Source organism: Streptomyces sp. NPDC059668, from assembly GCF_042734135.1.
Lineage (GTDB): Bacteria > Actinomycetota > Actinomycetes > Streptomycetales > Streptomycetaceae > Streptomyces.
Window position 1 is genome coordinate 1 of record NZ_JBHWEL010000007.1, and the last position, 22298, is coordinate 22298.

The following is a 22298-nucleotide window of genomic DNA, read 5'->3' on the forward strand; positions in this document are numbered from 1 at the left end:
CGACTCGGCGCCCTGCGCGAGGAACTGCGCGGCAGGATCCTCGTCGACGTCTCCAACGCCACCACCGACGGACCGGACGGACTGCCCGCCGACCTCATCCACCCCGGTGCGAGCCTCGCCGAAAAGCTCCAGGAAGCACTCCCCGAAACGCACGTCGTCAAGACACTCAACACCATGCTCTTCCCGGTGATGACCGCGCCGGCCATGCTCACCCAGGCGCCCGACGCCTTCCTCTCCGGCGACGACCCGCAGGCCAAGAACACCGTCCGCGACCTGCTCACCGACCTCGGCTGGCGCAAGGAATGGATCACCGACCTCGGCGGGATCCAGACCGCCCGCGCCACGGAAGCCGCGATCCTGTTCGTCCCGCACGTCATCCGGTCCACCGGATTCACCCCCTTCGCGATCTCGATCGCCCGATGACCGTCGAGCCGCGCCGGCTCCAGGTGACCGGAGTCGGCGCCGGCATCGATGGGTTCCCGGTGGGACACGATCGCGGCAGGCATGGTCCGACCTGGTCGCGGAGTTGACGTTGACATGAGGTCGTCGTGCATGAATTCAACTGAACATCAGAGCGCTGGCGTGCAGGTCGACGTCCGGGTGCGGCAGGCTGATCTTGGCCGAGGCAACTCGGCAAGCACGATCGGCATGGCCCGCTGGCTGGAGGACGCCCGGATCCGGCTGCGGCTGCACCGTTTCGAACGCCGCATCGATAAGGGCGGGTTCGGCCCGTTCCGGATACTGCTCGTCGGCCAACGGGTCAGCCGGCTCGCTCCGGCTGGACCGGCCGGTTCCCGCGTTCGGGTGCACACTGGCGTTCGCCGGGTCGGGCGCTCCTCCTTCACCTTCGAACAGGTGATCATGGTCGGCGGTACGTGTGTGGGCAGTGGCGACGCAACTGTCGTACTGGCCGACAAGTCGGGGCCACTCCAGCTTCCAGACGAACTGATCGCCGATCTCGACGAGATGCGGCTACCGGAGACAGGGGAGGCAGGAAGGTCCGCAGCTACCCGTCCGCGCACGGAGCGCCTGGACCGAGCCCACTACTCGTACTGGGTCCCGCTGCGTTCCCGGATCGGTGACGTCGACTCCAACCAGCATGTCAACTTCATCGCATTGGCCACTTGGTACGACGAGGCCATCGCCGCATTCACCTTGGACTCGATCGGGACGACCGGTGGGGGCTCGATGCCGGATCTGTTGCCCTGGTCGTACCAGATCCAGTATCTCGGTGAGGTGACCTACCCGGGCGACTATGAGATCGCCCTTTCGGTCCGTTCCGTCGACACCGGGTCCCTGCACTACGAACTCGGTGTCTTCCGAGGCAGCACCTGTCTGGGTGTGGCCGACGCCATCGGTCCACACGGCGAACTGCCGGCCGAAGCCAGGGAAGCGACCTGGGCGACGGACTGAACGCAGCTTCTCGGGTGCCGGGCCGTCCCGACCTGCGGCGCCGTCAGATGCCTTCCGAGACAGCACCTGCCTGACCAGTCCCAACTGGCGGGCATGGGTGATGTCGGCGCGGCCTCCGGGCCTTGGCCGGACTGCAGAACAGGACCCGGCCGTCCCTGGCTGTGAGCAGCGTTGCCTTGACGGCGTTCCGCCATTCTTTGTCGGAGACGAACTCGTCCCGGTCCTTGCGTCCGGCGGCCGTTCACGAGCCCATCAGGGGTCGGATCTCGCGTTGCCGAACTGGGCGGCAGGTCCTAGCCGAACCGGAAGCATCAGCTCCGCCTCTCGACCGCTGCCATGCGAGCCGTCTATAGGAAGATTGGCACAGTGCTCACATGAGCCATGGCGACGTCCTGCGGAACACGGTCACAACAGGACGGCGTTGAAGCAGTGAATGCGAGATCGGAGAGGGATGCGCAGTACTGGAGCGGAGGCCGACAGCGGGCGTGGGGTGTTCGCAGTGGACTCGACCGTCCCGGGCGACGCACCGCGGGGACTGGACGTATTCCGGCGCGGGTGGGAGACACAGATCGGCGACGATGTCTTCCAACTTCCGGCCTTCAGCCCGGACACGATCGGTGACTTCCGGGTCAAGGGCAATGTGACCAAGGTGCACGGCGCGGCGATCGCCGATCTTCACGCCGCATCGGCAACCCGGACCGCGGACGTTCAGGGCGGCGATCAGGATCTGGTTGCCATGTACATAGTGCGGCGCGGCACATGGACATTGGGCGGCGCGCCCGGTTATGGCGACCAGGCCGTGTCGGCCGGGCAGTTCCTCGTCCGGCACCTCGGGCGCCTGACGGCCTTCGAGACGACGGCGCACCTCACGGCGAAGTTCCTTGTCCTGCCACCCGGCGAGCTCAAACCCCTGGTCGGGAACCGGGCCATCACAGGGCCGGCGGACTCGGCCGAGATGCGCTTGCTGACCGCCTTCACCAACATGATCCACATAACCGTGGCGGACCTGGGCCCGGCTGGTGTGGCAGCTGCCCACGGCTCCCTGATCGAGCTGGCCAAGGCGGTGGCGAAGGGCCGGTTCGACGACGTGGAACCCCGTCTGGGTCCCGCGCTCGCCCAGGCAGCCAAGGATCTCGCGGACCGTCGGCTCGCTGATCCCGAACTTTCCCCGGCGATGCTCGCGCGTGAACTCAACGTCTCCGTCCGTACGTTGCACCGGGCATTCGCCGCGGCGGGGGAGCAGATGACCACCTACATCCGGCACCGGCGCCTGCACGAGGCCCGGCTCGCCCTTACCGCGACGTCAGGTCGCCTGAGCATCTCGGAACTCGCCGCACACTGGCAGTTCGCGGACGGCAGTCACTTCACCCGAGCCTTCAAGAAGCACTACGGACAGACTCCCACCGAGTACGCCCGCTCGACCGGAGCAACCTCGCACTCGCCGGACCGGCACTCGGTGGGTCACGAGCCGGCCGAAAGCGTGTGATCAGGGGCACGACCGCAGTTCAGCGGATGCCGCGTTCTCGTGTCCCAAGCAAGGCAGTGCGGCGCTGTGGGCGGCCTGGGCATCGACTGGAGGCCCCGTAGCCTCACGGCCATGCCCACCGGTCACAGCACTTGCCATTGCGTCGTCTGCCAGGACATCAACGGACTGGACTCCCGTACCCAGTCGACCGTCGACACCATCCGCCTGCACGGCTGGCAGGTCGTGACGATCCCCGCCGACGGCTTGGGGCCGGGCTGGGCCTACACCATCGGCCTGTGGCACCGGCATCGGCTGCCCGAGCTGGCGATGTTCGGTCTGGACACCTCGCGTACGCAGACACTCCTCAACGACCTCGCCCAGCGAGCCGTAGAAGGGCAACCCCTCGAAGCGGACCAAGAGGTGCGCGACATCGCGAACGTCCCGGTCGCTGTCAAGAGCGTGGACCACCGCTGGTACAAGGCGTTCTTCGGCACCGCGATCGGCTCCTACCGCAAGCCGCCGTTCCCGTTCCTCCAGGCCGTCTGGCCCAACCGTGACGGCGCCTTCCCCTGGCAGCCCGGCGGAGAGGGCCTCCTGGAGCGCCAACCCCGATTGTCGCTGCGTCCCGACGAACACCCCGTCGGAGTCTGGACACAGGGCTTGTGAGGAAGCGACCGCCACGCCGCTGTGGAGAATGACGTCATGACACGCTGGTTCCGCAGCTACTGGGCCGAGGAAGACACCTGGTTCTACTTCGAGACCGACGCCGAAGGATGGGTTACTCGACAGGTCGAACTTCAGGGGTCACTCCAGAAGCCCGTCGCGGCAGCCTCGTCGACCGAGTGGGAAGCCACCCAGCGAGCCGGAACTCACGCAGACTACGAGGCCACGTTCGGCTTCACGGCGGAGATTCCGGTACACGAGTGGGATCCACACGCCCCCGAGGACCTCGCCGCAGACGAGTTCGAAGCCGTCTGGCTGACAGCACGTGCAACCTGTCAGGCACGAGCCCGTGCACGTGCTCCGCACGGAGCCTGAACCCGAGCACGCTCCCGCGCTCACTGCCTACCACCCGCGCGTCGGAGAATCCTCCTGGGCAGTTCAGGGTCCGCGAGGTCAAGACTGAGCGCACGCGCAAGCCGGGCCCGGATGAGAGCGGTTTGCGCGAAGGGCGCCTGACCGGTGAAGGCCGAGGTCAGGCGCCCTTTCGCAGGTGTCTAGAAGAAGCCCAGCTTCTTCGGCGAGTAGCTCACCAGAAGGTTCTTCGTCTGCTGGTGGTACGGCCTCTGCAAGGGCCTGACCAGCGCCAATGCGTCGTGTGGAGGTGTCTGGGCAGACGTTGGCCCGAACGTGGTCCGGATCATGGAAGAGGCGACCCGGCCCGCAAGCCCAGTTGCTCTACCGTTTACGAGTTGGTGCGTGATGGCCCGCGGGGATCTCGCAGCGTCATCTCGGTTTCCTGGTCGTGGAGTTGGCTGGGCCGTGGCAAGCCGGGGTCGAAGGCCGCCGTCAAGCTGCGTGGGGTGGGACCAGGAGGCGCGAGTGAGGCGTGTTTGGTCGGTTGAATGATCTGACTGGTTCACGGGACGGCCCCCTGCCGAGCCGTGGCCTTTGGCTCGGCAGGGGGCCGTGTGCTGTCAGGCCAGGTCGGCCCTATCCGACGTTGAGGTTGTCGTCCACGAGGAACTCCGGGTAGCCGAAGCGCTCACCTAGAGCGGTGAGAGCTTCGGAATGGTTCTCGTCGATGGCCACGAAGTACTCCTTCATGGCCCGCAGGAACAGGCGGAACCCGAGATCCGCGCAGGCCTCTGTGACGACCTGCTCCAGTGCGGGGACAAGGCCGGGCAGCGATCGTTCACCGGCAGCCCGTTCCAGGTCGTCGGCGACGGTGCCGATCTGTTCCAGAACGCGCCTGCGTAGGTCCGCGTCTGTCACCGGCTGCGGCGCGGGCGGGACGAACGTGGTGTCGGCCTCGCGGACGCTCGCGGTCCACGTCTCCTCGATGCGCGCCAGCCACTGCCTCCCGGTCAGGCCGTGAGCTGCGGGGTCGAAGTACCCATTCGTGGCTCCCAGCCATACGGTGCGGAGCACGTCGTCCGGGAGCGAGGAAGACAGAATCCTCCGCGCGTCCTCGCCGATCTGCATGGCGATCACGCGGTGCATCGTGCCGACGGCCAGCTGGATCAGACCCAGCTGGGCGTCCACGGGGTTCGGGGGTACGAACTGGGTGTAGTCCTTTGCGGACAGCCACATCGGGTACGCCGACTTCGACGCGAGCCAACTGAGCCCGATGTCCTGGATGAACGGGTCGTCGCCGGTGGGTCCTACTGGTTCGCCCTGTTCTGTCATCGCGGTCATCTTTTCACTCCGGATAGGACGTGTAGACAACGTACTTGCTGGGCTTGTGCTTGCCCGCGTACTTGAGTTGGACGAGGACCGTGTTCCCGGTGCGCTCACCCTGCACTCCGTCCTTGACCCAGACGCGGCCGAGGGACCCCTGGTCCCGCAGCTGCCATTTGAAGTCGAGCAGGTCGTGCCGAGGATCGAACGCCGGGTTGTGGGACTGCTCCTTGAGCCACTTGTCCAGCCGCTTCACATTGCTCGGCCTCTTGATCCAGGCGTCGAACGCGGCCTGGACGCTCTTGACGGCCGTCGCCTCGTCATTCCACCTGGTAGCCGTGCCCTTCTTGATGGCTTCCGCCGCCATCATGTTGTCGTCGGGTTCCACATGCTCTCTGAGGGTGTGTGCCTCCTCGACGCCCTCGTCCTGCACCAGGTTCAGGCAGTTGTGGACGAGTACGTCCCGGGAGTGCCCACCCCGCGGGCGGACGTAGAAGGTGTGCAGGCCGTCGACTGTCAGGTCGTAGACCGGACGCGGAGCCAGCCCGCGCCGGTCGTGCAAGGCGATGACGGACTGCAGGGTCCCGTCGGAGGTCCGGAGCGCGTTCCCCACCCGCAGGTCGGACACGTGCACCCAGCCGTGCCCGGCCACGTACACCCGGTGTCCGCTCGTGCTCGTCAGCGTGCCGCCGCCAGCCAGGGAGACGTCGACCAGGTGGTCCGTGCGATGCCGGAAGGTGTCGGTGACGGGCTCGGGCCGAGTGCGACCGGAGGCAGGGTCGGTGGCCAGCACCAAGTCACCGACACGAACGTCCAGGATCGGCCTACGCGTACCGTCGGCCATCAGTACCCGGGTGCCACCCGGGAAACTGTTCCTCTCACACGCGGTCACGGCCTCTTCGTAAGTCTGGACCTCCCTCTCGATTGCTGCGACCGCCGCGGCGTCGACGCCCTTGAGGGCTTTGAGTGCCTGGAGCGCGTCCCGGACGCCGATGCCGGTGACGAACGCGGCGTCCACGGCGCGTAGTGCTTCCGCGATGGGTCGGATGATCTTGCCGGCGAACAGGCTCGCGACGTCCAGGGACGCCCAGGCGCATCCGCCCCAGCTGCCGCCCTCGAACCCGGAGGTGAACTTCTGGGCGCACTTGATCCAGCTGCCGAAGAGGATGTCGATGGGGTCAACGCCGTCCTGCCACTCCGCGATCGTGATGGTGTGCGCGACCTCCTGGGACAGTTCGTCGGTCTTGACCTCGCCGAGATACGTTGTGGCCCCGGTCGGGCACATGAGCTTCTGGGGATCGATGCCCTCGGCACTGCACAGGTACAGGTCGAGAACGGCCTTGTACTTGATCTTCGAGGTGATCGTGCAGTTGCCCCGGTAGGCGAGGTGGTTCCACCAGTGGTCGCAGCCGTCGGTCTTCTTGATGACCTCCGGATCGCCGATCTTCTCGATGTGGTCGATGACGTAGAAGACGTTGCCGATTGCGCGGCCGTTCTCGTCGGGAACGGTGCCGTCGCTGATCTGCTTCGCCTTCGCGGCCTTCTCGGCCCTGTCCGCCGCTTCCTGGGCTTCGGTGGCGTATTTGTCGGCGTCCTTGGCAGCCTGTTCGGCTTCGGTCGCGGCCGTGTCGGCGCGGCTGGCGGCCGCTCGGGCGTCCTTGGCGTCCTGTTCGGCCTGGGTGGCGGCGGAGCGGGCGGCGGAGGCGTCGAGTTCGGCGACGTCGGCGCTGTCGCGGGCGTCCTTGGCGTAGCCCTCGGCGTTGCCTGCGGCCTTGTCGGCGGCGGCTGCGTCGGTGGTGGCCTGCTGGTCGTAGTCGATGGTGCGGGCCAGGGACGCTGAGGCTGCGGCCGCGGCCTTGGCGGCGTCGGCGGCGTAGCCGAGGGCGTCCTTGGAGTAGGTGCGGGCGTCGGCGGCGTACTGGGCGGCGTTGGCCGCGTGCTGGTAGGCCTCCTTGGCGTCGCCCTTGGCTTGGTCGGCGATGTTCTTGGCGGCCTGGGCCTCGGCGGCGGCGTTCTTGGCGTGGGCGTCGGCGACCGCCTGCTGCTGCTGCGCGATCGTCTTCGACGACTGGCCGGTCAGGACGACGAGGCCGGCGGCCGAGTCGGAGTCGACGTAGGAAGAGCCGAGCTGGATCGCGTCGTTGGCGGGATCGGCGACCTGCTGGGCCGCTTCGCCCGCGTCCACGGCCGCCTGGGCGGTGACGTGCGCGAAGCCGGCCGCCTTCGCCGCGGCCGCGAGTGCCTTGCCCGCCTCCGTGTTCGCCGCGTTCGCCTGGGTCTTGGCGTCCTTGGCGTGCTGCTGGGCCTCGTCGGCGAGCTTGACCGCGGCCTTGGCCTCGGCGGAGGCGTCCTGGGAGGCCTTGATGGCGTCGGCGACGGCGCTGGTGGCGGTCTTCACCGCGGCGTCGGCCTTCAGCTTGGCCGCCTGTGCGGCGTCCGCGTCGGAGCGGGCCCGTTTGGCGGCGGCTTCGGCGCGGGTGGCCGCGGCGTCCGCGTCGGCTGCCGCCCGGGTGGAGGCGTCGGCCTCGGAGCGGGCCCTGCCGGCCGCGGTCTCGGCGTCGTCGGCCGCCTTGTCCGCGTCGTTCGCGGCGGCCCGGGCAGCGGTCGCCGCGTCGCCGGAGTCGAGGGAGTCGGCGTAGGCCTCCTTGGCATCTGCCTTGGCGCGGGCCGCGTCGGCCTTCTGCTCGGCATCCCAGGCGTCGTCGCGCATCGCCTTGGCGTGGTCCTTGGCCGCGACGGCGTCGTCGCGCCGGTCCCCGGCGGTCTTCTCGGAGGCTTCCGCCTTGTCCTTGGCGTCCTTCGCCTTCGTCGCCTCGGACTCTGCGTTCTTACGGTGCTCGGCGGCCTCGGCCCGGCTGGCGGCGGCGTTCTCCTTCTCCGCCTTGGCCGTCTTCTCCTCGGCCTCCGCCGCGAGCCGCTTGGCGTGCGCGTCGGCGGCGGCCGCCTTCGCATCGCCTTCGGCCTTCAGCGCATCGGTGAGCTTCGCCTCCGCGGTTTCCTTGTCCTTCTTGGCGTTGTCGCGGTGCACCTTCGCGGCATCGGCAGCGGCCTTCGCCTGCAACTCGGCTTTCTCCGCGGCCTTCTTGCGGAACTCCGCCTTCACCTGCGCGGCCTGCGCGAGCGCGCGCTCCGCGATGGTCTGGCTGTCGCCGCCGGAGGCGCGGGTGGCGGCCTCGGCGGTCTCGCCGGCCTTCACCATCGCCTCGAGCGCAGCCGCCGCACCCTGGGTGACCTGTGCCTTCTGCTGCCCGACCAGCAGACCGCGCCCCCGCGGCGCGCCGTTGGTGTCGGCGATGGTGTAGGAGGCCTGCTCGGCGGTGTCCGAGGCGGTGGCGGCCTTCTTCACGGCGGCGAGCTGGGCCTTGAGGACGTCGAGCTGCTTCTTCGCCGCCGTCTGAACGGCCGTGATGCCGGCCTTCGCCTTGTCGAACTGGGCCTTGGGGGGCACGGTGCCGGTGTGCCCGGAGGGCGTGACGTCGAACTGCTGCGGCCCCGTGCCGTTGCACGTGTACAGCCACGAGTTGTAGCCGTTGGTGTACTCGTGCAGGTCGAGGCACTTGTCGGTGCCGACGTTGCGCAGGCTGCCGGTGGCGCGGAGGTTGAACTCCCACGTCTGCGCCGGGGAGCCGACACACGTCCAGATCTGGATCTTCGTGCCGTTTGCCGGGTTGTTGTTCGAAACGTCCAGACACTTCTGGGAGTTGACGTTCTGCAGGTGCAGTCCCCGGTCGTCGCCGTAGACCTTCCACTCCTGCGCCGCCGAACCGTTGCACGTGTACAGCTGGACGGGGGTGCCGTTGTCCTTCTTCGCACCCTCGACGTCGAGGCACTTGTCCTGCGCGGCGTGCACCTCGATCACCGCCGGCGCGTCGCCGACCCAGCCGGCCCCGCCCGCGGACCAGTAGTCCTGCCAGCGCGCGAGGTGGTCTGCGGCCCACGAATTGCCCAGCAGGTCACCCAGTGCCTTGGCGCCGGCCGCCAGGGACTTGGTGGCGTCCTTGTTGGCAGAGAGGATCTGGTTGCGTTGCGTGGCCTGAGAGGCGATCTCCTGCTGCCACTCCGTGGCGGCCGTGCCGGAGACGTCGCCCAGGACGTTGTCGGGATCGATCGGGTCACGCCAGGCGCACGCGGCGAACCGGGACTTCAGGTCCTCGACGGCGATGCGGTATTCCGCCGTGCCCGGCTGCGGGGCGCTGCGGGAAAATCCCCCCGCCGCCAGGAACATGCGGGCGTTGTCCGCGCCCGCGTTCTCCCCCGGAGCCCCGTGCAGCCATCTGAACGCGTCCCGCTCGGCGAGGGCCCTGGTCCACTCGCCGCCCGGCAGCCCGACCGGGTCGGGGTCCTTGCCGTACAGAGGGCTACCCAGGTCGTCGACGGCCCTAAGGGTCGCCGCGTCCGCCTTGGGCGTGGAGTCGGTATAGAAGTCGCCGTCGCTCTTCCAGAACCGGTCGGCGGTCCACTTCGTCAGACCGGTCTGGCCGTAGAAATCCTCCTTGCCGTCTCCCGGAGACCCCGGAGGCCAGTGGAAGTCGGTCTCGGTGAAACCGGCCGGTGTCGTCAGACCGACGACAGGCTTCTGCCATCCGTCCCGGAGAGCATGGAGGGCGTCCAGCTCCTTGCCCGCCGCGTCCCGGTCCGTCTGGTACGAGGTGGCGAGCGGGGTCTTCTCCCAGCTCTTGCGGTCGGCGAGCGTATGAAGCTTGTCCGCGGGCTGGTTCAGGCCGTCCTGCGCGGTCGTGGCCATGGACGGGCCGCCCAGTCGCAGCACATCGGCCATGAGGCACTGGTCCTGCCGCAACTGCTCGGCAGCGGTGTCCACACTCCAGTCGTACGAGGCTGCCGCCGGGTCGGCGTCCGCTCCACGGCCGAGCAGGTCGGGCTGGGCAGCCAGGCCGCCGAGGACGGCCAGCGCGGCCACGGACGTGACGACGGGAGTGAGGAATCCGGATCTTCGCGATCCGGGCATACGCAACCACGGTCTGGGGCGCAACAGAGCATCTCTTTCTTCGTTCAAGGGGGGCGGGCGCAGTCAGGCCCGGTCGAAGACAAGGGGAGAACAGCGGTCCTGAGCGGGAGTCAGGGACGCACGGCGCAGGCTGGACCAGCGTGCGCGGACGACCGGTATGACGGCATGACGAAGCAACCCCTCCCCGTGGGCGACGGTGTTCCCCCGGTCGCCGAATGACAGACGCGTGTGTCCGGACTGGTCAAGATCCACCGCACGCGGCGGTCACCATAGACACAGAACACGTGAACAGAACAGGGAAGATTCAGGGCCTACAGGCACACGCACACGCCGCTCCAGGGAGACGACATCCGTTCCGGAATACGTCGTTCACGTGCGCATCCCATGCGGGATCTGTGTGATTCTTGTGAAGCGGAACGAGCGCTGAAGCATCCGGCGGCTTTCCGCACCCGCCACCAGGTGATGCACGTCACGACACGGAAACGGCATGCGGGGCGGCTCGGTGCCAGGCAGAACGGCTGAGGACGCCACCACCTTGGCCACTACGCGTCACCGCCAGGGCCTCACTCCCCGTCGGCGACGCAGCACCCCCTGGGCTGGGTTCGCCCAAGAATGCCTGGCAGCGCGAACCCGACGAGGAGTGGCTCCACGCGCTGGACTGGATGAAGCGGAACTCTCTGCCTGTCAGCGCCCTTGCGGACGCGGATGTTCTGCGCAGGGCCCTCGATGCTATGTGCCGCAAGCTGGACGGCAAGGCGGCTGCGGCCAAGACAGCCCGACGCAAGAGGGATGCGTTCAACGAAGTTCTCAACGCTGCGGTGGAGAAGATGTACTTCGCGGAGAACCCCCTCAACGGGCTCCGGTGGAATGCGCCGGCGGTCAATGAGGAGGTGGATCCGGCTGCCGTTCCCAATCCGGCCCAGCTGCTTCGGCTACTCGAGGCTGTTGCCGGCCAGCCGGGGCGGGGGCGTCATCTTGAGGCTTTCTTCGGCTGCATGTACTTCGTGGCCATGCGGCCCGCTGAGGTTATCCATCTTCGGATCGAGCAATGCCACTTGCCGAAGACCGGATGGGGAATGCTCAACCTTTCGGGCGGAGTCGTCACGTCTGGCAAGGAGTGGACTGACGACGGTGAGGTGCACGAGGTGCACTCGCTCAAGCGTCGCGCGGCAAGCGCGACGCGGCCTGTGCCCATCCCACCGCAGCTCGTACACATGCTGCGTGCCCACGTGGAACGCTTCGACGTGGCACCCGATGGCCGACTCTTCCGGAACGAGGCTGGCAACTACGTCGACGCTGCCGCATACGGCAAGACGTGGGCGCGGGCCCGGGAACACGCCCTGACTCGCCCGGAGCGCACCTCTGGCCTGGCTAAGCGACCTTACGATCTCCGCCACGCGGGGATCTCGTTCTGGCTGTACTCCGGAGTGGACCCGGCCGAATGCGCCCGCCGCGCCGGCCAAAGCATCGAGGTTCTCTTCCGTCACTACGCCAAGTTCCTCGACGGCGTTCGAGAACAGGCGAACCGCCTCATCGAGCAGTCGATGCAGGAGTGGGGGCGTGCCAGCCAAGGCGAAGCAACCGAGGGCTGAAGCGTGGGTTTGGTCCGTGACTGGTCCGGAAGTACTGGTCAGGAGCGGTACAGGTGCGGGAGGAACTGGGAGTTAGCACGCAAGCCGGGCTCGGTCGAGAGTAAGCTGAGGGAAAGGCGCCTGACGGGCGAAAGGCCAGGTCAGGCGCCTTTTTTCGTGCTCCTAGAAGAAGCCCAGCTTCTTCGGCGAGTACGACACCAGAAGATTCTTCGTCTGCTGGTAGTGCTCCAGCATCATCTTGTGCGTTTCCCGGCCGATGCCGGACTGCTTGTAGCCGCCGAACGCCGCGTGCGCGGGGTAGGCGTGGTAGCAGTTCGTCCACACCCGGCCCGCCTGGATCGCGCGGCCCGCGCGGTAGGCGGTGTTGATGTCGCGCGTCCACACGCCGGCCCCGAGGCCGTACAGGGTGTCGTTGGCGATCTTGATGGCGTCGTCGAAGTCGTCGAACGACGTGACCGAGACGACGGGGCCGAAGATCTCCTCCTGGAAGATCCGCATGCGGTTGTCGCCTTCGAAGATGGTCGGCTGGACGTAGTAGCCGCCCTTCAACTCACCGTCATGCTCGATGCGTTCACCGCCGGTGCGGATCGTGGCACCCTCCTGGCGACCGATGTCCAGGTAGGAGAGGATCTTCTCCAACTGGTCGTTGGAGGCCTGCGCGCCGATCATCGTGTCGGTGTCGAGCGGGTGCCCCGGCTTGATGAGCTCGGTGCGGGCGACCGCCGCCTCCATGAACTCGCCATAGTTGCCGCGCTGGACGAGCGCGCGCGACGGACAGGTGCACACCTCGCCCTGGTTGAGCGCGAACATCGTGAAGCCCTCGAGCGCCTTGTCCCGGAAGTCGTCGTTCTGGGACCAGACGTCGTCGAAGAAGATGTTCGGCGACTTGCCGCCCAGCTCCAGCGTGACCGGCTTGATGTTCTCGGAGGCGTACTGCATGATCAGCCGCCCCGTCGTGGTCTCGCCGGTGAACGCCACCTTCGCCACCCGCGGGCTGGAGGCGAGGGGCTTGCCCGCCTCCACGCCGAAGCCGTTGACGATGTTCACGACGCCCGGCGGCAGCAGGTCCGCGATCAGGCTCATCCAGTAGTGGATGGACGCCGGGGTCTGCTCGGCGGGCTTGATGACGACCGCGTTGCCCGCCGCCAGTGCCGGCGCGAGCTTCCAGACCGCCATCAGGATGGGGAAGTTCCACGGGATGATCTGCGCGACGACACCGAGCGGCTCGTGGAAGTGGTACGCGACGGTGTCGTCGTCGACCTCGCCCAGCGAGCCCTCCTGGGCGCGGATCGCCCCCGCGAAGTACCGGAAGTGGTCGATGGCGAGCGGGATGTCGGCGGCCAGGGTCTCGCGGACCGGCTTGCCGTTCTCCCAGCTCTCGGCGACCGCCAGCTTCTCCAGGTTCGCCTCCATGCGGTCGGCGATCTTGAGCAGGATGTCGCCGCGCGCGGTGACGGAGGTCCGGCCCCAGCCGGGCGCGGCCGCGTGCGCGGCGTCCAGAGCGCGTTCCACGTCCTCGGCGGTACCCCGCGCCACCTCCGTGAACGGCTGCCCGTTCACCGGGCTCGGGTTCTCGAAGTACTGCCCGCGAGCCGGCGGCACATACTCGCCGCCGATGAAGTGGTCGTAACGCGCCTGGTAGGAGACGATCGCGCCTTCGGTGCCGGGCGCCGCGTAACGGGTCATGCTTGTCTGCCTCCCGGAGAAGCGCTGCCCGCCGTTGGGCAGCTCTCGCCCCGAGGCTAGAGACGCGGACGTTGCGACGACGTTGCGGACGGGCGCACGTGGCCTCTCCCACCGGGCCTCGCGGGCGTCCACCCGGCGGGCGCGGCCTGTTCGGCCTCCACCTCGTCGAGCCGTGACCGTACCGCGGCCGTCGGGCGTACGGCGGCCAGCGCCCGCCACACGTCGAGGTCGTCCTCGCCCCACGGGGCGCGTGCCCAGTCCGCCAGCAGGTCGGGATCGCGGCGGGCGATGAGCGCCGTACGCAGTCCGTCGGCGAGCCGGCGCCGCAGGCGTACGACGGCCGGGGCCACCGAACCCGGGAGCAGCGGACCGGTGTACGCCGTCATGGCCCCCGTGACCGCGCCCGAGCCGAGCCGACGCTCCACCACCGCGACGTCCGACTCGACCGGCGCCGTGAGCCGGTAGGGGCGAGAGGCCAGCAGGCCGGAGTCCAGCAGACGGCGCAGGCGGGTCAGCTCGGCGCGCAGCGTCACCGGCGTCACCGACTCGTCCTCGTACAGCGCGCACAGCAACTCGTCGCCCGTCAGCCCTTCCGGGTGCCTGGCGAGCAGCACCAGGATCTCGCTGTGTCTGCGACTGAGCCCGACCTTCCGTCCGCCCGCGACCAGTTGGGCCTCGTCGCGGCCCAGCGCGGTCAGCTCGACCGTGTCGGCGGCCGCTTTCGGCGGTGCGAGCAGCGCCAACTGGGACTCCGCCGCCCGTGCCACCGCCTGCACGAAACCGAGACTGTGCGGATGCGCGAGTCCGTCCCCACCGGTGATGTCGATCGCACCGAGCACCCGGCCGGTGCGCGGGTCGTGCACCGGGGCCGCCGCACACGTCCACGGCTGGACACGCCGTATGAAGTGCTCGGCCGCGAAGACCTGCACCGGACGGTCGACAGCGACCGCGGTCCCCGGCGCGTTCGTACCGACCGCCGTCTCCGACCACCGGGCACCCGGAACGAAGTTCATCCGTCCCGCCTGGCGCCGTGTCGTCGGATGTCCTTCGACCCACAGCAGCCTGCCCTGCTCGTCGCACACGGCGAGAAGGTGCTTGCCGTCCGCCGCGAACGTCCCCATGAGCTCACGGAAGAGCGGCATCACCGCGGCCAGCGGATGCTCCGCCCGGTAGGAACCAAGGTCGCCGTCCGTCAGCTCCACCGTGGCGGTGCCGTCGGGCGCGACACCTGCCCGCGCCGAGCGACGCCAGGAATCGGCCACCACGGAGCGCACCGGACGGGGCACCGTGCCCGCCTCGGTGAACGCCTCGTGGGCCCGGCGCAGCGTCCGCACTCGTTCGACCGGATCGGCACCCGGCTCCAGGGCAACCCATGGATCGGTCATTCGGCCTCCCGGAACGGCGATGCGGCTGGGACCATCGTCACGTCCAGCGAGGGTCCGGACAAGCTCTGTGACGATGCGGCGGTGGTCGGATCGGGCGAGCCGGGTGGCGACGGGCGGAGGAGAGAGGGGAAGGGCGTCGGTGCTCCGGCGTTCAGAGGCGCAGTGCCGCGGCGGTTTCACGCAACCGCGCGTGCAGACCACGATGTGTCTCGCGCGCTGGCAACCACTCCTTGCGGAGCTTCGCGACGCAGGTGTAATTGGTGTCGCAGACGTTGGCGAGCGGTGACTCGACCGCCTGGGTCGCGAACTGGTACGCGTCCAGCGCGCTGAACCCGTAGTCACGCACCAGCCACTGCACCAGGTCGAGTTGGGAGATGCGGAACGCGTCCTCCAGTGGGCGTGCCGAGCCGGTCGAGACGATGTGCGTGTCGGACTCGATGCGCGGCCAGGGGGTGGCGACTCCCTTGAGCAGCTCGACGATCACCACCGTGTTCATCGCGCACTCGACCGCCACGCCGCACGTCTCGCCCTCGCCCTGCCGCGCGTGTCCGTCACCGAGGCTCAACAGGGCTCCCTCGACGTTCACCCCGAGGAAGCAGGTGACGCCGGCCCGCATCTCCGGCGTGTCCATGTTCCCGCCGTGGGCGTCCGGCACCAGCGCCGAGCGGACCTCCAGATTCGCCGGCGCGACCCCGACGGTGCCGTGCATCGGGTCCATGGGCAGCTCGATCTGGATGTCGCTCTCCCGGGCGTGGAACAGGGCGGTGCGCCGCTCCCGGTCGAGCTGCCAGATCCACACGGTCTCCGGCAGCGGCGGCTGCAGCGTGGCGGTGGTGTGCGTGGAGGTGAGCGCGCCGAACAGCGGGACCGTCGTCGAGGCGGCCCAGTCGCGGGCCGGCTCGATGGACACGAAGTGCACCGCGACGGTGTCGCCCGGCTCCGCGCCCTCCACGTGGAAGGGGCCGGTCTGCGGATTGAGGAACGGGAACTCGCACACCTCGGACACCAGGTCCTTCTCGGAGCGCACCCGTCCGGCGAAGCAGTCCTCCGTGTACAGATCGAGGATCGTGCCCGGCGCGATGCGCGCCACGGGCGGCGCCCCGCCGAACGTCCACGCGTACTCACCGGGTTCGGGCCGGACGGTCAGGATGCGAGGGTCGCTCATGGCTGGGTGGCTCCGCTCTGCCGAAGGTCGGGGGACGAGGTCTCGTCGAGGTGGACACGGGCGGTCTCGGCTATGCGCCCGGGATGGCGGCGCGCGAGGACGATCAGTACCACGACCCCGGCCGCCATCCATACCCCGACGACCGGTCCCGCGTACGACACGGGCGCGGTGAGGGGGGAGACGAAGTCGAAGACCGGCAGACCCGCGGCGGTCAACAGGGCGGGGACGAAGGCGACGATGCCCAGCAGCGGGAACAGCAGATGCCGTACCGGACGGAACGACGCGCGCCCACGGCGCAGGAAGTAGCCCGCGCAGGCGAGGTTCACCACGATGTACACACCGATCACGACCGTGACGATCACCGTCGCGAGCAGCAGGAACGCCGTCACCGGGTCGTAGGCGAAACCGAGTCCGAGCATGGCCGCGACGGCCACGGCGCACTGTACGGCGACTCCGGCGACGGGGGAGCGGTGCCGGGGGTGCAGGCGTGCGAACAGTTCCGGGAAGACCTTGATCCGGCCGAGGGCGAAGGCCGTCCGGGTGGAGACGGTCGCGCAGGCGTTGGCGTTGGCGATGGTGGAGTTGACCACGGCCAGGAACACGAGCACCCAGAACAGCCCGAACGAGGCGCGGGCCACGCCCTCCCAGGACGCGGCTCCGGAGGCCGAGAAGCCCGCGAAACGGTCCGGGCCGACGTACACGGTCATGGCGTAGGTGGTGAGGACGTAGACGAGACCGATCGCCAGAGCCGCGCCGAGGACCGCTCGGTGCATCGTCCGGCGCGGGTCCTTCGTCTCCTCGGCGAGCGGGGCCGCCGCCTCGAACCCCGCGAAGGCCAGTACGGTGTAGACCGATCCCGCGAACACGCCGCTGATGCCTTCGTACCCCTGGGCGGTGTGTGACGTCCCGAAGACCGACAGGGTGTTGTCACCGCCCGCCTTGACGATCAGCCAGACGGCGAAGACGACGAAGACCAGCACCTCGAAGATGCCGAGGACGGTCCCGAAGCGGGCCGAGGCGCGCACTCCGAAGTAGCCCGCCACCGCGATGACGGCGGCACCCGCGAGCGACCACGGCCACCACAGGTCGTCGGGGTACGAGGACCACTCCTGGTGCAGCGTGCCCGCCGTGGTGAATCCGAGTTGAAGGAGCAGCAGCGGGGGCACCAGGGCTTCGACGAACACATAGCCCCAGCCGACCAGGAACCCCACGGTGGGGTGGAGCCCCTGTGCCGCGTAGGTGGTCACCGATCCCGCGGAGGGCAGGTGCCGTGCGAGCTCGGCCACACACGACGCGGTGAACAGGCACGCGACGAGGGCGATCAGGACCGACAGTGGCAGGCTGCCACCCGCGAACGCCGCGCCCGACGGAATGGACGCGGCGACCGCGGCGGCCGGCGCCATGGCCGTGACACTCTGGAACAGGACCTCGCGCAGCCCGATGGCGTCGCGCCGCAGTCCCGGAACCGTCTCCCCCGACATGTGACCCCCCGATCCGTTTGGACACCGGTCCGCCTGGCCGTCGAGCCGTCGGCCCGATGGCTGCGCCTCGCGTGAATCACGTTACGGCGCTCGCCGGTTGGGCCGGAAGGGCGAGGCGTGAGTCGGTGGACAAGTCCTGGACTGTGGATGAGCGGGCCACCCGTGAGAGGGAACGGGAGCCCCGTGCCCCGTCCCGCGTTCCGTGGCGGCCGCGACCGTGTGCCGCGACCGCCTGCTACGACCGGCCCGCGACCGACGACGGATCGTCGAGCACGGCCCGCACCACCGAGTGGGCGGCCCCCAGCAGCGGCCCTTGCGGACCCAGGCGCGAGACGGCCACGGCACAGGCGGGACCCGCCGTGCGTCGCGCCAACTCGTCCTCCAGCGAAGGAAGCAGCCAGGGCGCGAGGCCGGACAGCGCTCCGCCCAGCACGACGGTCTGCGGGTCGAGCAGGTTGACCGCCCCGGTCAGCGCGATGCCGAGCGCGGTTCCGGCGTCGCGCAGGGCACGTCGTACGTCCTCGTCGCCGCGGGCGGCGCGTTCGGCCAGTACACCGACCCGGTCGCCGCCCGGTTCCAGACCGGCCGCGCGCAGGACGGCCTCCTCACCCGCGTACTGCTCGAGGCATCCGCGTCCGCCGCACGGACACGCCGGTCCTTCCGGACGCACCGGTACATGGCCCAGCTCGCCCGCGAAACCCCGTGTCCCGCGCAGCAGATGCCCGTCCACCAGCACCGCCGCGCCGATGCCGATCTCCGCCGACACGTGCAGGAAGTCGCGGGCGGTCGCCTCGCCGAGCCAGAGTTCGGCGAGACCGCCGAAGTTGGCCTCGTTGTCCACGGTCAGCGGCAGTTCGGCGGGCAGCAGCGCACCGAGGTCCGTGTCGTGCCAGTCGAGGTTGGGGGCGCGCACCACCGTCCTGGCGTCGCGTGCCACCAGGCCGGGCACGGCGACGCCGAGGCCCGCGGGCCACAGTCCCTCCCGTTCGGCCTCGGCGATGACCTGACGCACGAGCGCGGTCAGTTCCCTGAGCACGGGCCCGGGGGACCGACCGCGGTTCGTGCCGTGCCGCACCGCACGGGCCCGTACGTCTCCGCGCAGATCGACCGCGCAGGCTGCGAGGTGATCGACGCCCACCTCGGCGCCGATCCCGGCGGGTCCGTGTCCGCTCACCGCGAGGGCCGAGCCGGGGCGCCCCACCCGGCCTGGACGCTCGGGGCCGAGCTCTTCGAGGAGCCCGGTGCGGATCAGCTCGTCGACCAGCGTGGAGACGGCCGCCCGGGTCAGACCGATGCGCGAGGCGACGGCCGCACGCGACAGCGGTCCCTCGGCGCTGAGGGTGTGCATGACCCGGGAGAGGTTGCGGCGGCGCATGCCCTGCTGGGTGTCGGGCAGGCGACGGCCGGAACCGGTCGGGTGGGCCTCGTGCAGCGGTGCGGTCATGCCTCCGTCAGTCCTCGTCCGGCCGGTCCCCGCGGGGCTGCCCTGGTCTGTGCGCGGTCAGGTCCTGTTCGACTCCCGTTCCAGCAGCGGGGCCGCGTCGGAGAGTACCCCGGCGATCCTCGCGAGTGTCTCCTCGTCCCGTTCCACGGCTTCGAGCACCGGGCCGTGGGCCGTGCCCCAGCGCCGGGCGACCGCGGCCGGGTCCTCGCCGGTCAGCAGACCCGCGGCCTGCGCGGCGGCGCCCAGCGCCACCAGTTCCCTGGCCTCGGGCACCTGCACCGGACGTCCCGACAGTCGGCGTACGGTCTGCTGCCAGGCGGTGCCCCGGGCACCGCCGCCGATGAGAAGCAGCGGGGCGGAACGGTCGGCGTCCGCGTCGAGCACCAGGTCCAGGGCGCCGAGCAGCGAGTGGACCGCGCCGTCGTACGCCGCCTGGAGAAGCTGGCCGCCCGTCGTGTCGTGCCGCAGGCCGTGCAGCAGCCCCGAGGCGTGCGGCAGGTCGGGGGTGCGCTCGCCGTCCAGGTAAGGGAGCAAGGTCACGCCCGCGCCGGGTTCCACGGCCTCGCGGTCGAGGCCCAGCAGGGCCGCGACACGGTCGACGGCGAGGGTGCAGTTCAGGGTGCAGGCCAGCGGGAGCCAGTCGCCGCGCGCGTCGGCGAAGCCCGCGACGGTGCCGGTCGGATCGGTGGGGCGCCGCGTCGAGACGGCGTACACGGTGCCCGAGGTGCCGAGGCTCAGCACCGCGGTACCGGGGCGCAGCCCGAGGCCGAGCGCGGCGGCCGCGTTGTCACCGGTGCCGGCGGCGACCAGCGTGCCCCGGGAAAAGGGCAGCTCGTCGCGGGCGTGCACGGTTCCCGCCACCTCGCCCGGCCGGACGACGCGGGGGAGCAGGGCGGGGTCGAGGCCGATGTGCGAGAGGACCTCCTCGTCGTACGCCTCGGACCCGGACGCCCACCAGCCCGTACCGGAGGCGTCGCCCCGGTCGGTCGTGGCCTCGCCGGTCAGGCGTTCGGTGAGGTAGTCGTGCGGCAGCCGTACGGCGGCGGTGGCGCGTACGGCGTCCGGCTCGTTCTCGGCCAGCCAGGCCCATTTCGTGACCGTGATGGAGGGCCCGGGGACGGTGCCGGTGCGCTCGGCCCAGGCCTTGGGGCCGCCCAGCTCGTCGATCAGCCGGCGGGCCTGGGGCGCCGAACGCACGTCGTTCCACAGCAGCGCCGGGCGTACCGGATCGCCGTGGGCGTCCAGGGTCACGAGCCCGTGCTGCTGGCCGCCGATCGAGACCGCCGCGGCCTCGTGGGCCGCGTCACCGCACTGGTGGAGTGCCTCGCGGAGCGCGTCCCACCACTGGCGCGGATCGCTCTCGCGGCCCGCTCCGGTGGAGACCGTGTGCGGCGCCTGTCCGCTCGCGACCACCCGTCCGGTCGATGCGTCGACGACCAGGACCTTGGTGGACTGGGTGGATGTGTCCACCCCGACGACGAGCGGACCCTCGGCTGCTGACATCGGGCTCTCCCTCTTCCGCGGCTCCGCGGGATCTGTCCTGGTGGTGGGCTTTTGGACCGGCGCGGCCCAGGTTTCACACTTCGTCTCTTCCCAGAGATGCCTTCGCATACTAATTTGTTAACCGCCATGACGAAATAGTCGGAGCTAACAAGGAGCCGCGGCATGAACTACCAGCCCACCCCCGAGGACAGGTTCACCTTCGGCCTGTGGACCGTCGGCTGGCAGGGAAGGGACCCGTTCGGCGACGCCACCCGGCGCGCCCTCGACCCGGTCGAGTCGGTGCAGCGCCTGGCCGACCTGGGTGCCTACGGTGTGACCTTCCACGACGACGACCTGATCCCCTTCGGGTCGTCGGACACCGAGCGCGAGTCGCACATCAAGCGGTTCCGCCAGGCCCTGGACGCGACCGGCATGCGGGTGCCGATGGCCACCACCAACCTCTTCACGCACCCCGTCTTCAAGGACGGCGCGTTCACCGCGAACGACCGGGACGTGCGCCGGTACGCGCTGCGCAAGACGATCCGCAACATCGACCTGGCGGTCGAGCTGGGCGCCCAGACGTACGTCGCCTGGGGCGGCCGTGAGGGTGCCGAGTCCGGCGCCGCCAAGGACGTGCGTGTCGCCCTCGACCGCATGAAGGAGGCCTTCGACCTCCTCGGCGAGTACGTGATCGCCCAGGGGTACGACCTGAAGTTCGCGATCGAGCCGAAGCCGAACGAGCCGCGCGGCGACATCCTGCTGCCCACCGTGGGTCACGCGCTCGCGTTCATCGAGCGGCTGGAACGCCCGGAGATGTACGGCGTGAACCCCGAGGTCGGCCACGAGCAGATGGCCGGGCTCAACTTCCCGCACGGCATCGCGCAGGCACTGTGGGCGGGCAAGCTCTTCCACATCGACCTCAACGGCCAGACCGGTATCAAGTACGACCAGGACCTGCGTTTCGGGGCCGGCGACCTGCGTTCCGCGTTCTGGCTGGTCGACCTCCTGGAGAGCGCCGGATACGCGGGCCCCAAGCACTTCGACTTCAAGCCGCCGCGCACCGAGGACCTCGACGGGGTGTGGGCCTCCGCGGCGGGCTGCATGCGCAACTACCTGATCCTGCGGGAGCGGTCCGCCGCCTTCCGTGCCGACCCAGAGGTCCAGGAGGCGCTGCGCGCCTCACGTCTGGACGAACTGACCCAGCCCACCGCGGCGGACGGTCTGCAGGCGCTGCTCGCGGACCGTGCGGCCTTCGAGGAGTTCGACGTGGAGGCGGCAGCGACAAGCCCGACAAGAAGGGGCCCACCGAGAGCAGCGGTGGCACGAAGAACTCTCCCTCACCTTCGCTGAGCATCCCGTCCGAGCTGCCCAGTGAGCTGCCGAGTGTGCTGCCTTCCGGGCTGCCGTCGGAATTGCCGTCGGGCCTGCCGAGCGGCCTGCTCAGTGGTCTGCCGAGCGGTCTCGAGTCACTCGTCCCGGATCTGGCCGACGACGAAGTGCCGTACTACATGTTGGGAACAGGCGACTGTTTCGACACCAGCGCGGCCCGGCCCGGGCAGGCCGCCAAGCGTTCGTGCGGCGCACCGCACGACGCGGAGGTCGTCGAGGTGGGCGAGCTCAACGGCACCTATGCCACGGATTCCGCGCTCAAGAAGGCCGCGTCGGCCCTCTGTGAAGCACCTCTGGAGCGCAGGGCGGCACACCAGTCGGCGGGCACCGTCCGCGGCACCCTGGTGCAGTACCCGGATTCCGGCATCTACAGGACAGGTATCGACAAAGTGACCTGCAGTCTGGCCGCGGACGTGGGCGACGGCACGCACCGGCTCACCGCACCACTGAAGTGACCGGCGGCACGCACGCGTGGTCGCCGTTCGCGCCT

General features: G+C 69.6%; 17 protein-coding genes. 8 read left to right on the plus strand and 9 right to left on the minus strand.

Features of this window, described 5'->3' with window-relative positions; all coding sequences use genetic code 11:
- Nucleotides 1–423, plus strand: a 423-nt coding sequence (locus ACFV2J_RS07895; protein ID WP_385437711.1) for an NADPH-dependent F420 reductase, incomplete at its 5' end; no start/stop codon positions are given.
- Between the two features lie 135 nt (nt 424–558).
- Here the strand turns inward: ACFV2J_RS07895 and ACFV2J_RS07900 are convergent.
- Nucleotides 559–756 (minus strand): hypothetical protein, encoded by a 198-nt coding sequence (locus tag ACFV2J_RS07900; protein WP_385094246.1) that lies wholly within the window; start codon nt 754–756, stop codon nt 559–561.
- 48 nt (nt 757–804) lie between these two features.
- Between ACFV2J_RS07900 and ACFV2J_RS07905 the strand changes: the two genes are divergently transcribed.
- From ACFV2J_RS07905 to ACFV2J_RS07920, 4 genes are all read left to right on the plus strand, one after another.
- Nucleotides 805–1413, plus strand: a complete 609-nt coding sequence (locus tag ACFV2J_RS07905) for a hypothetical protein (RefSeq protein ID WP_385094249.1) — start codon at nt 805–807, stop codon at nt 1411–1413.
- A gap of 640 nt (nt 1414–2053) precedes the next feature.
- Nucleotides 2054–2899 carry a helix-turn-helix domain-containing protein gene (locus ACFV2J_RS07910; protein ID WP_385094252.1) on the plus strand — a complete coding sequence of 282 codons (846 nt, stop codon included), beginning with the start codon at nt 2054–2056 and terminating at the stop codon, nt 2897–2899.
- A 111-nt stretch (nt 2900–3010) separates the two neighbouring features.
- Complete coding sequence (locus ACFV2J_RS07915; protein ID WP_385094255.1) at nt 3011–3544, plus strand: DUF4262 domain-containing protein; 534 nt, start codon at nt 3011–3013, stop codon at nt 3542–3544.
- A gap of 36 nt (nt 3545–3580) precedes the next feature.
- A complete protein-coding gene (locus ACFV2J_RS07920) occupies nt 3581–3916 on the plus strand; it encodes a hypothetical protein (protein ID WP_385094257.1) in 336 nt (111 codons plus the stop codon).
- Between the two features lie 615 nt (nt 3917–4531).
- Here ACFV2J_RS07920 and ACFV2J_RS07925 read toward each other — a convergent pair.
- Nucleotides 4532–5236, minus strand: a complete 705-nt coding sequence (locus ACFV2J_RS07925) for a hypothetical protein (protein ID WP_385094260.1) — start codon at nt 5234–5236, stop codon at nt 4532–4534.
- A gap of 4 nt (nt 5237–5240) precedes the next feature.
- A complete protein-coding gene (locus tag ACFV2J_RS07930) occupies nt 5241–10184 on the minus strand; it encodes a ricin-type beta-trefoil lectin domain protein (protein ID WP_385437718.1) in 4944 nt (1647 codons plus the stop codon).
- Between the two features lie 731 nt (nt 10185–10915).
- Between ACFV2J_RS07930 and ACFV2J_RS07935 the strand changes: the two genes are divergently transcribed.
- A complete protein-coding gene (locus tag ACFV2J_RS07935; protein WP_385081909.1) occupies nt 10916–11776 on the plus strand; it encodes a tyrosine-type recombinase/integrase in 861 nt (286 codons plus the stop codon).
- 162 nt (nt 11777–11938) lie between these two features.
- Here ACFV2J_RS07935 and ACFV2J_RS07940 read toward each other — a convergent pair whose 3' ends face one another.
- The 6 genes from ACFV2J_RS07940 to xylB form a co-directional block, all read right to left on the minus strand.
- The gene (locus tag ACFV2J_RS07940) at nt 11939–13462 is read right to left on the minus strand and encodes an aldehyde dehydrogenase family protein (RefSeq protein ID WP_385437720.1); all 1524 of its coding nucleotides are present in this window, start codon (nt 13460–13462) and stop codon (nt 11939–11941) included.
- 56 nt (nt 13463–13518) lie between these two features.
- Nucleotides 13519–14847 carry a GAF domain-containing protein gene (locus ACFV2J_RS07945; RefSeq protein WP_385081908.1) on the minus strand — a complete coding sequence of 443 codons (1329 nt, stop codon included), beginning with the start codon at nt 14845–14847 and terminating at the stop codon, nt 13519–13521.
- Between the two features lie 151 nt (nt 14848–14998).
- A complete protein-coding gene (locus tag ACFV2J_RS07950; RefSeq protein WP_385081906.1) occupies nt 14999–16012 on the minus strand; it encodes an acetamidase/formamidase family protein in 1014 nt (337 codons plus the stop codon).
- On the minus strand, nt 16009–17493 hold the full coding sequence (locus tag ACFV2J_RS07955) for an APC family permease (RefSeq protein ID WP_385081904.1): 1485 nt from the start codon (nt 17491–17493) through the stop codon (nt 16009–16011). The genes ACFV2J_RS07950 and ACFV2J_RS07955 overlap by 4 nt, the downstream gene beginning before the upstream one ends.
- A gap of 235 nt (nt 17494–17728) precedes the next feature.
- Nucleotides 17729–18937, minus strand: a complete 1209-nt coding sequence (locus ACFV2J_RS07960) for an ROK family protein (protein ID WP_385437723.1) — start codon at nt 18935–18937, stop codon at nt 17729–17731.
- A 57-nt stretch (nt 18938–18994) separates the two neighbouring features.
- A complete protein-coding gene (xylB, locus tag ACFV2J_RS07965) occupies nt 18995–20440 on the minus strand; it encodes a xylulokinase (RefSeq protein ID WP_385081901.1) in 1446 nt (481 codons plus the stop codon).
- A 162-nt stretch (nt 20441–20602) separates the two neighbouring features.
- On the opposite strand from xylB, the gene xylA reads away from it, so the two are divergent.
- Nucleotides 20603–21769, plus strand: coding sequence for a xylose isomerase (gene xylA / locus ACFV2J_RS07970; RefSeq protein ID WP_385437726.1), 1167 nt, complete (start codon nt 20603–20605; stop codon nt 21767–21769).
- A 35-nt stretch (nt 21770–21804) separates the two neighbouring features.
- Nucleotides 21805–22263, plus strand: a complete 459-nt coding sequence (locus tag ACFV2J_RS07975; protein ID WP_385437728.1) for a hypothetical protein — start codon at nt 21805–21807, stop codon at nt 22261–22263.
- The last annotated feature ends 35 nt before the right edge of the window (nt 22264–22298 follow it).

What these genes read in the sequence shown, in the direction of transcription:
- ACFV2J_RS07960 (WP_385437723.1), bottom strand. Translation starts at nt 18,937, where the DNA reads ATGACCGCACCGCTGCACGAGGCCCACCCGACCGGTTCCGGCCGTCGC.
- ACFV2J_RS07950 (WP_385081906.1), bottom strand. Translation starts at nt 16,012, where the DNA reads ATGAGCGACCCTCGCATCCTGACCGTCCGGCCCGAACCCGGTGAGTAC.
- ACFV2J_RS07945 (WP_385081908.1), bottom strand. Translation starts at nt 14,847, where the DNA reads ATGACCGATCCATGGGTTGCCCTGGAGCCGGGTGCCGATCCGGTCGAA.
- ACFV2J_RS07935 (WP_385081909.1), top strand. Translation starts at nt 10,916, where the DNA reads ATGTGCCGCAAGCTGGACGGCAAGGCGGCTGCGGCCAAGACAGCCCGA.
- ACFV2J_RS07930 (WP_385437718.1), bottom strand. Translation starts at nt 10,184, where the DNA reads ATGCCCGGATCGCGAAGATCCGGATTCCTCACTCCCGTCGTCACGTCC.
- ACFV2J_RS07955 (WP_385081904.1), bottom strand. Translation starts at nt 17,493, where the DNA reads ATGTCGGGGGAGACGGTTCCGGGACTGCGGCGCGACGCCATCGGGCTG.
- xylB (WP_385081901.1), bottom strand. Translation starts at nt 20,440, where the DNA reads ATGTCAGCAGCCGAGGGTCCGCTCGTCGTCGGGGTGGACACATCCACC.
- ACFV2J_RS07925 (WP_385094260.1), bottom strand. Translation starts at nt 5,236, where the DNA reads ATGACCGCGATGACAGAACAGGGCGAACCAGTAGGACCCACCGGCGAC.
- ACFV2J_RS07920 (WP_385094257.1), top strand. Translation starts at nt 3,581, where the DNA reads ATGACACGCTGGTTCCGCAGCTACTGGGCCGAGGAAGACACCTGGTTC.
- ACFV2J_RS07915 (WP_385094255.1), top strand. Translation starts at nt 3,011, where the DNA reads ATGCCCACCGGTCACAGCACTTGCCATTGCGTCGTCTGCCAGGACATC.
- xylA (WP_385437726.1), top strand. Translation starts at nt 20,603, where the DNA reads ATGAACTACCAGCCCACCCCCGAGGACAGGTTCACCTTCGGCCTGTGG.
- ACFV2J_RS07940 (WP_385437720.1), bottom strand. Translation starts at nt 13,462, where the DNA reads ATGACCCGTTACGCGGCGCCCGGCACCGAAGGCGCGATCGTCTCCTAC.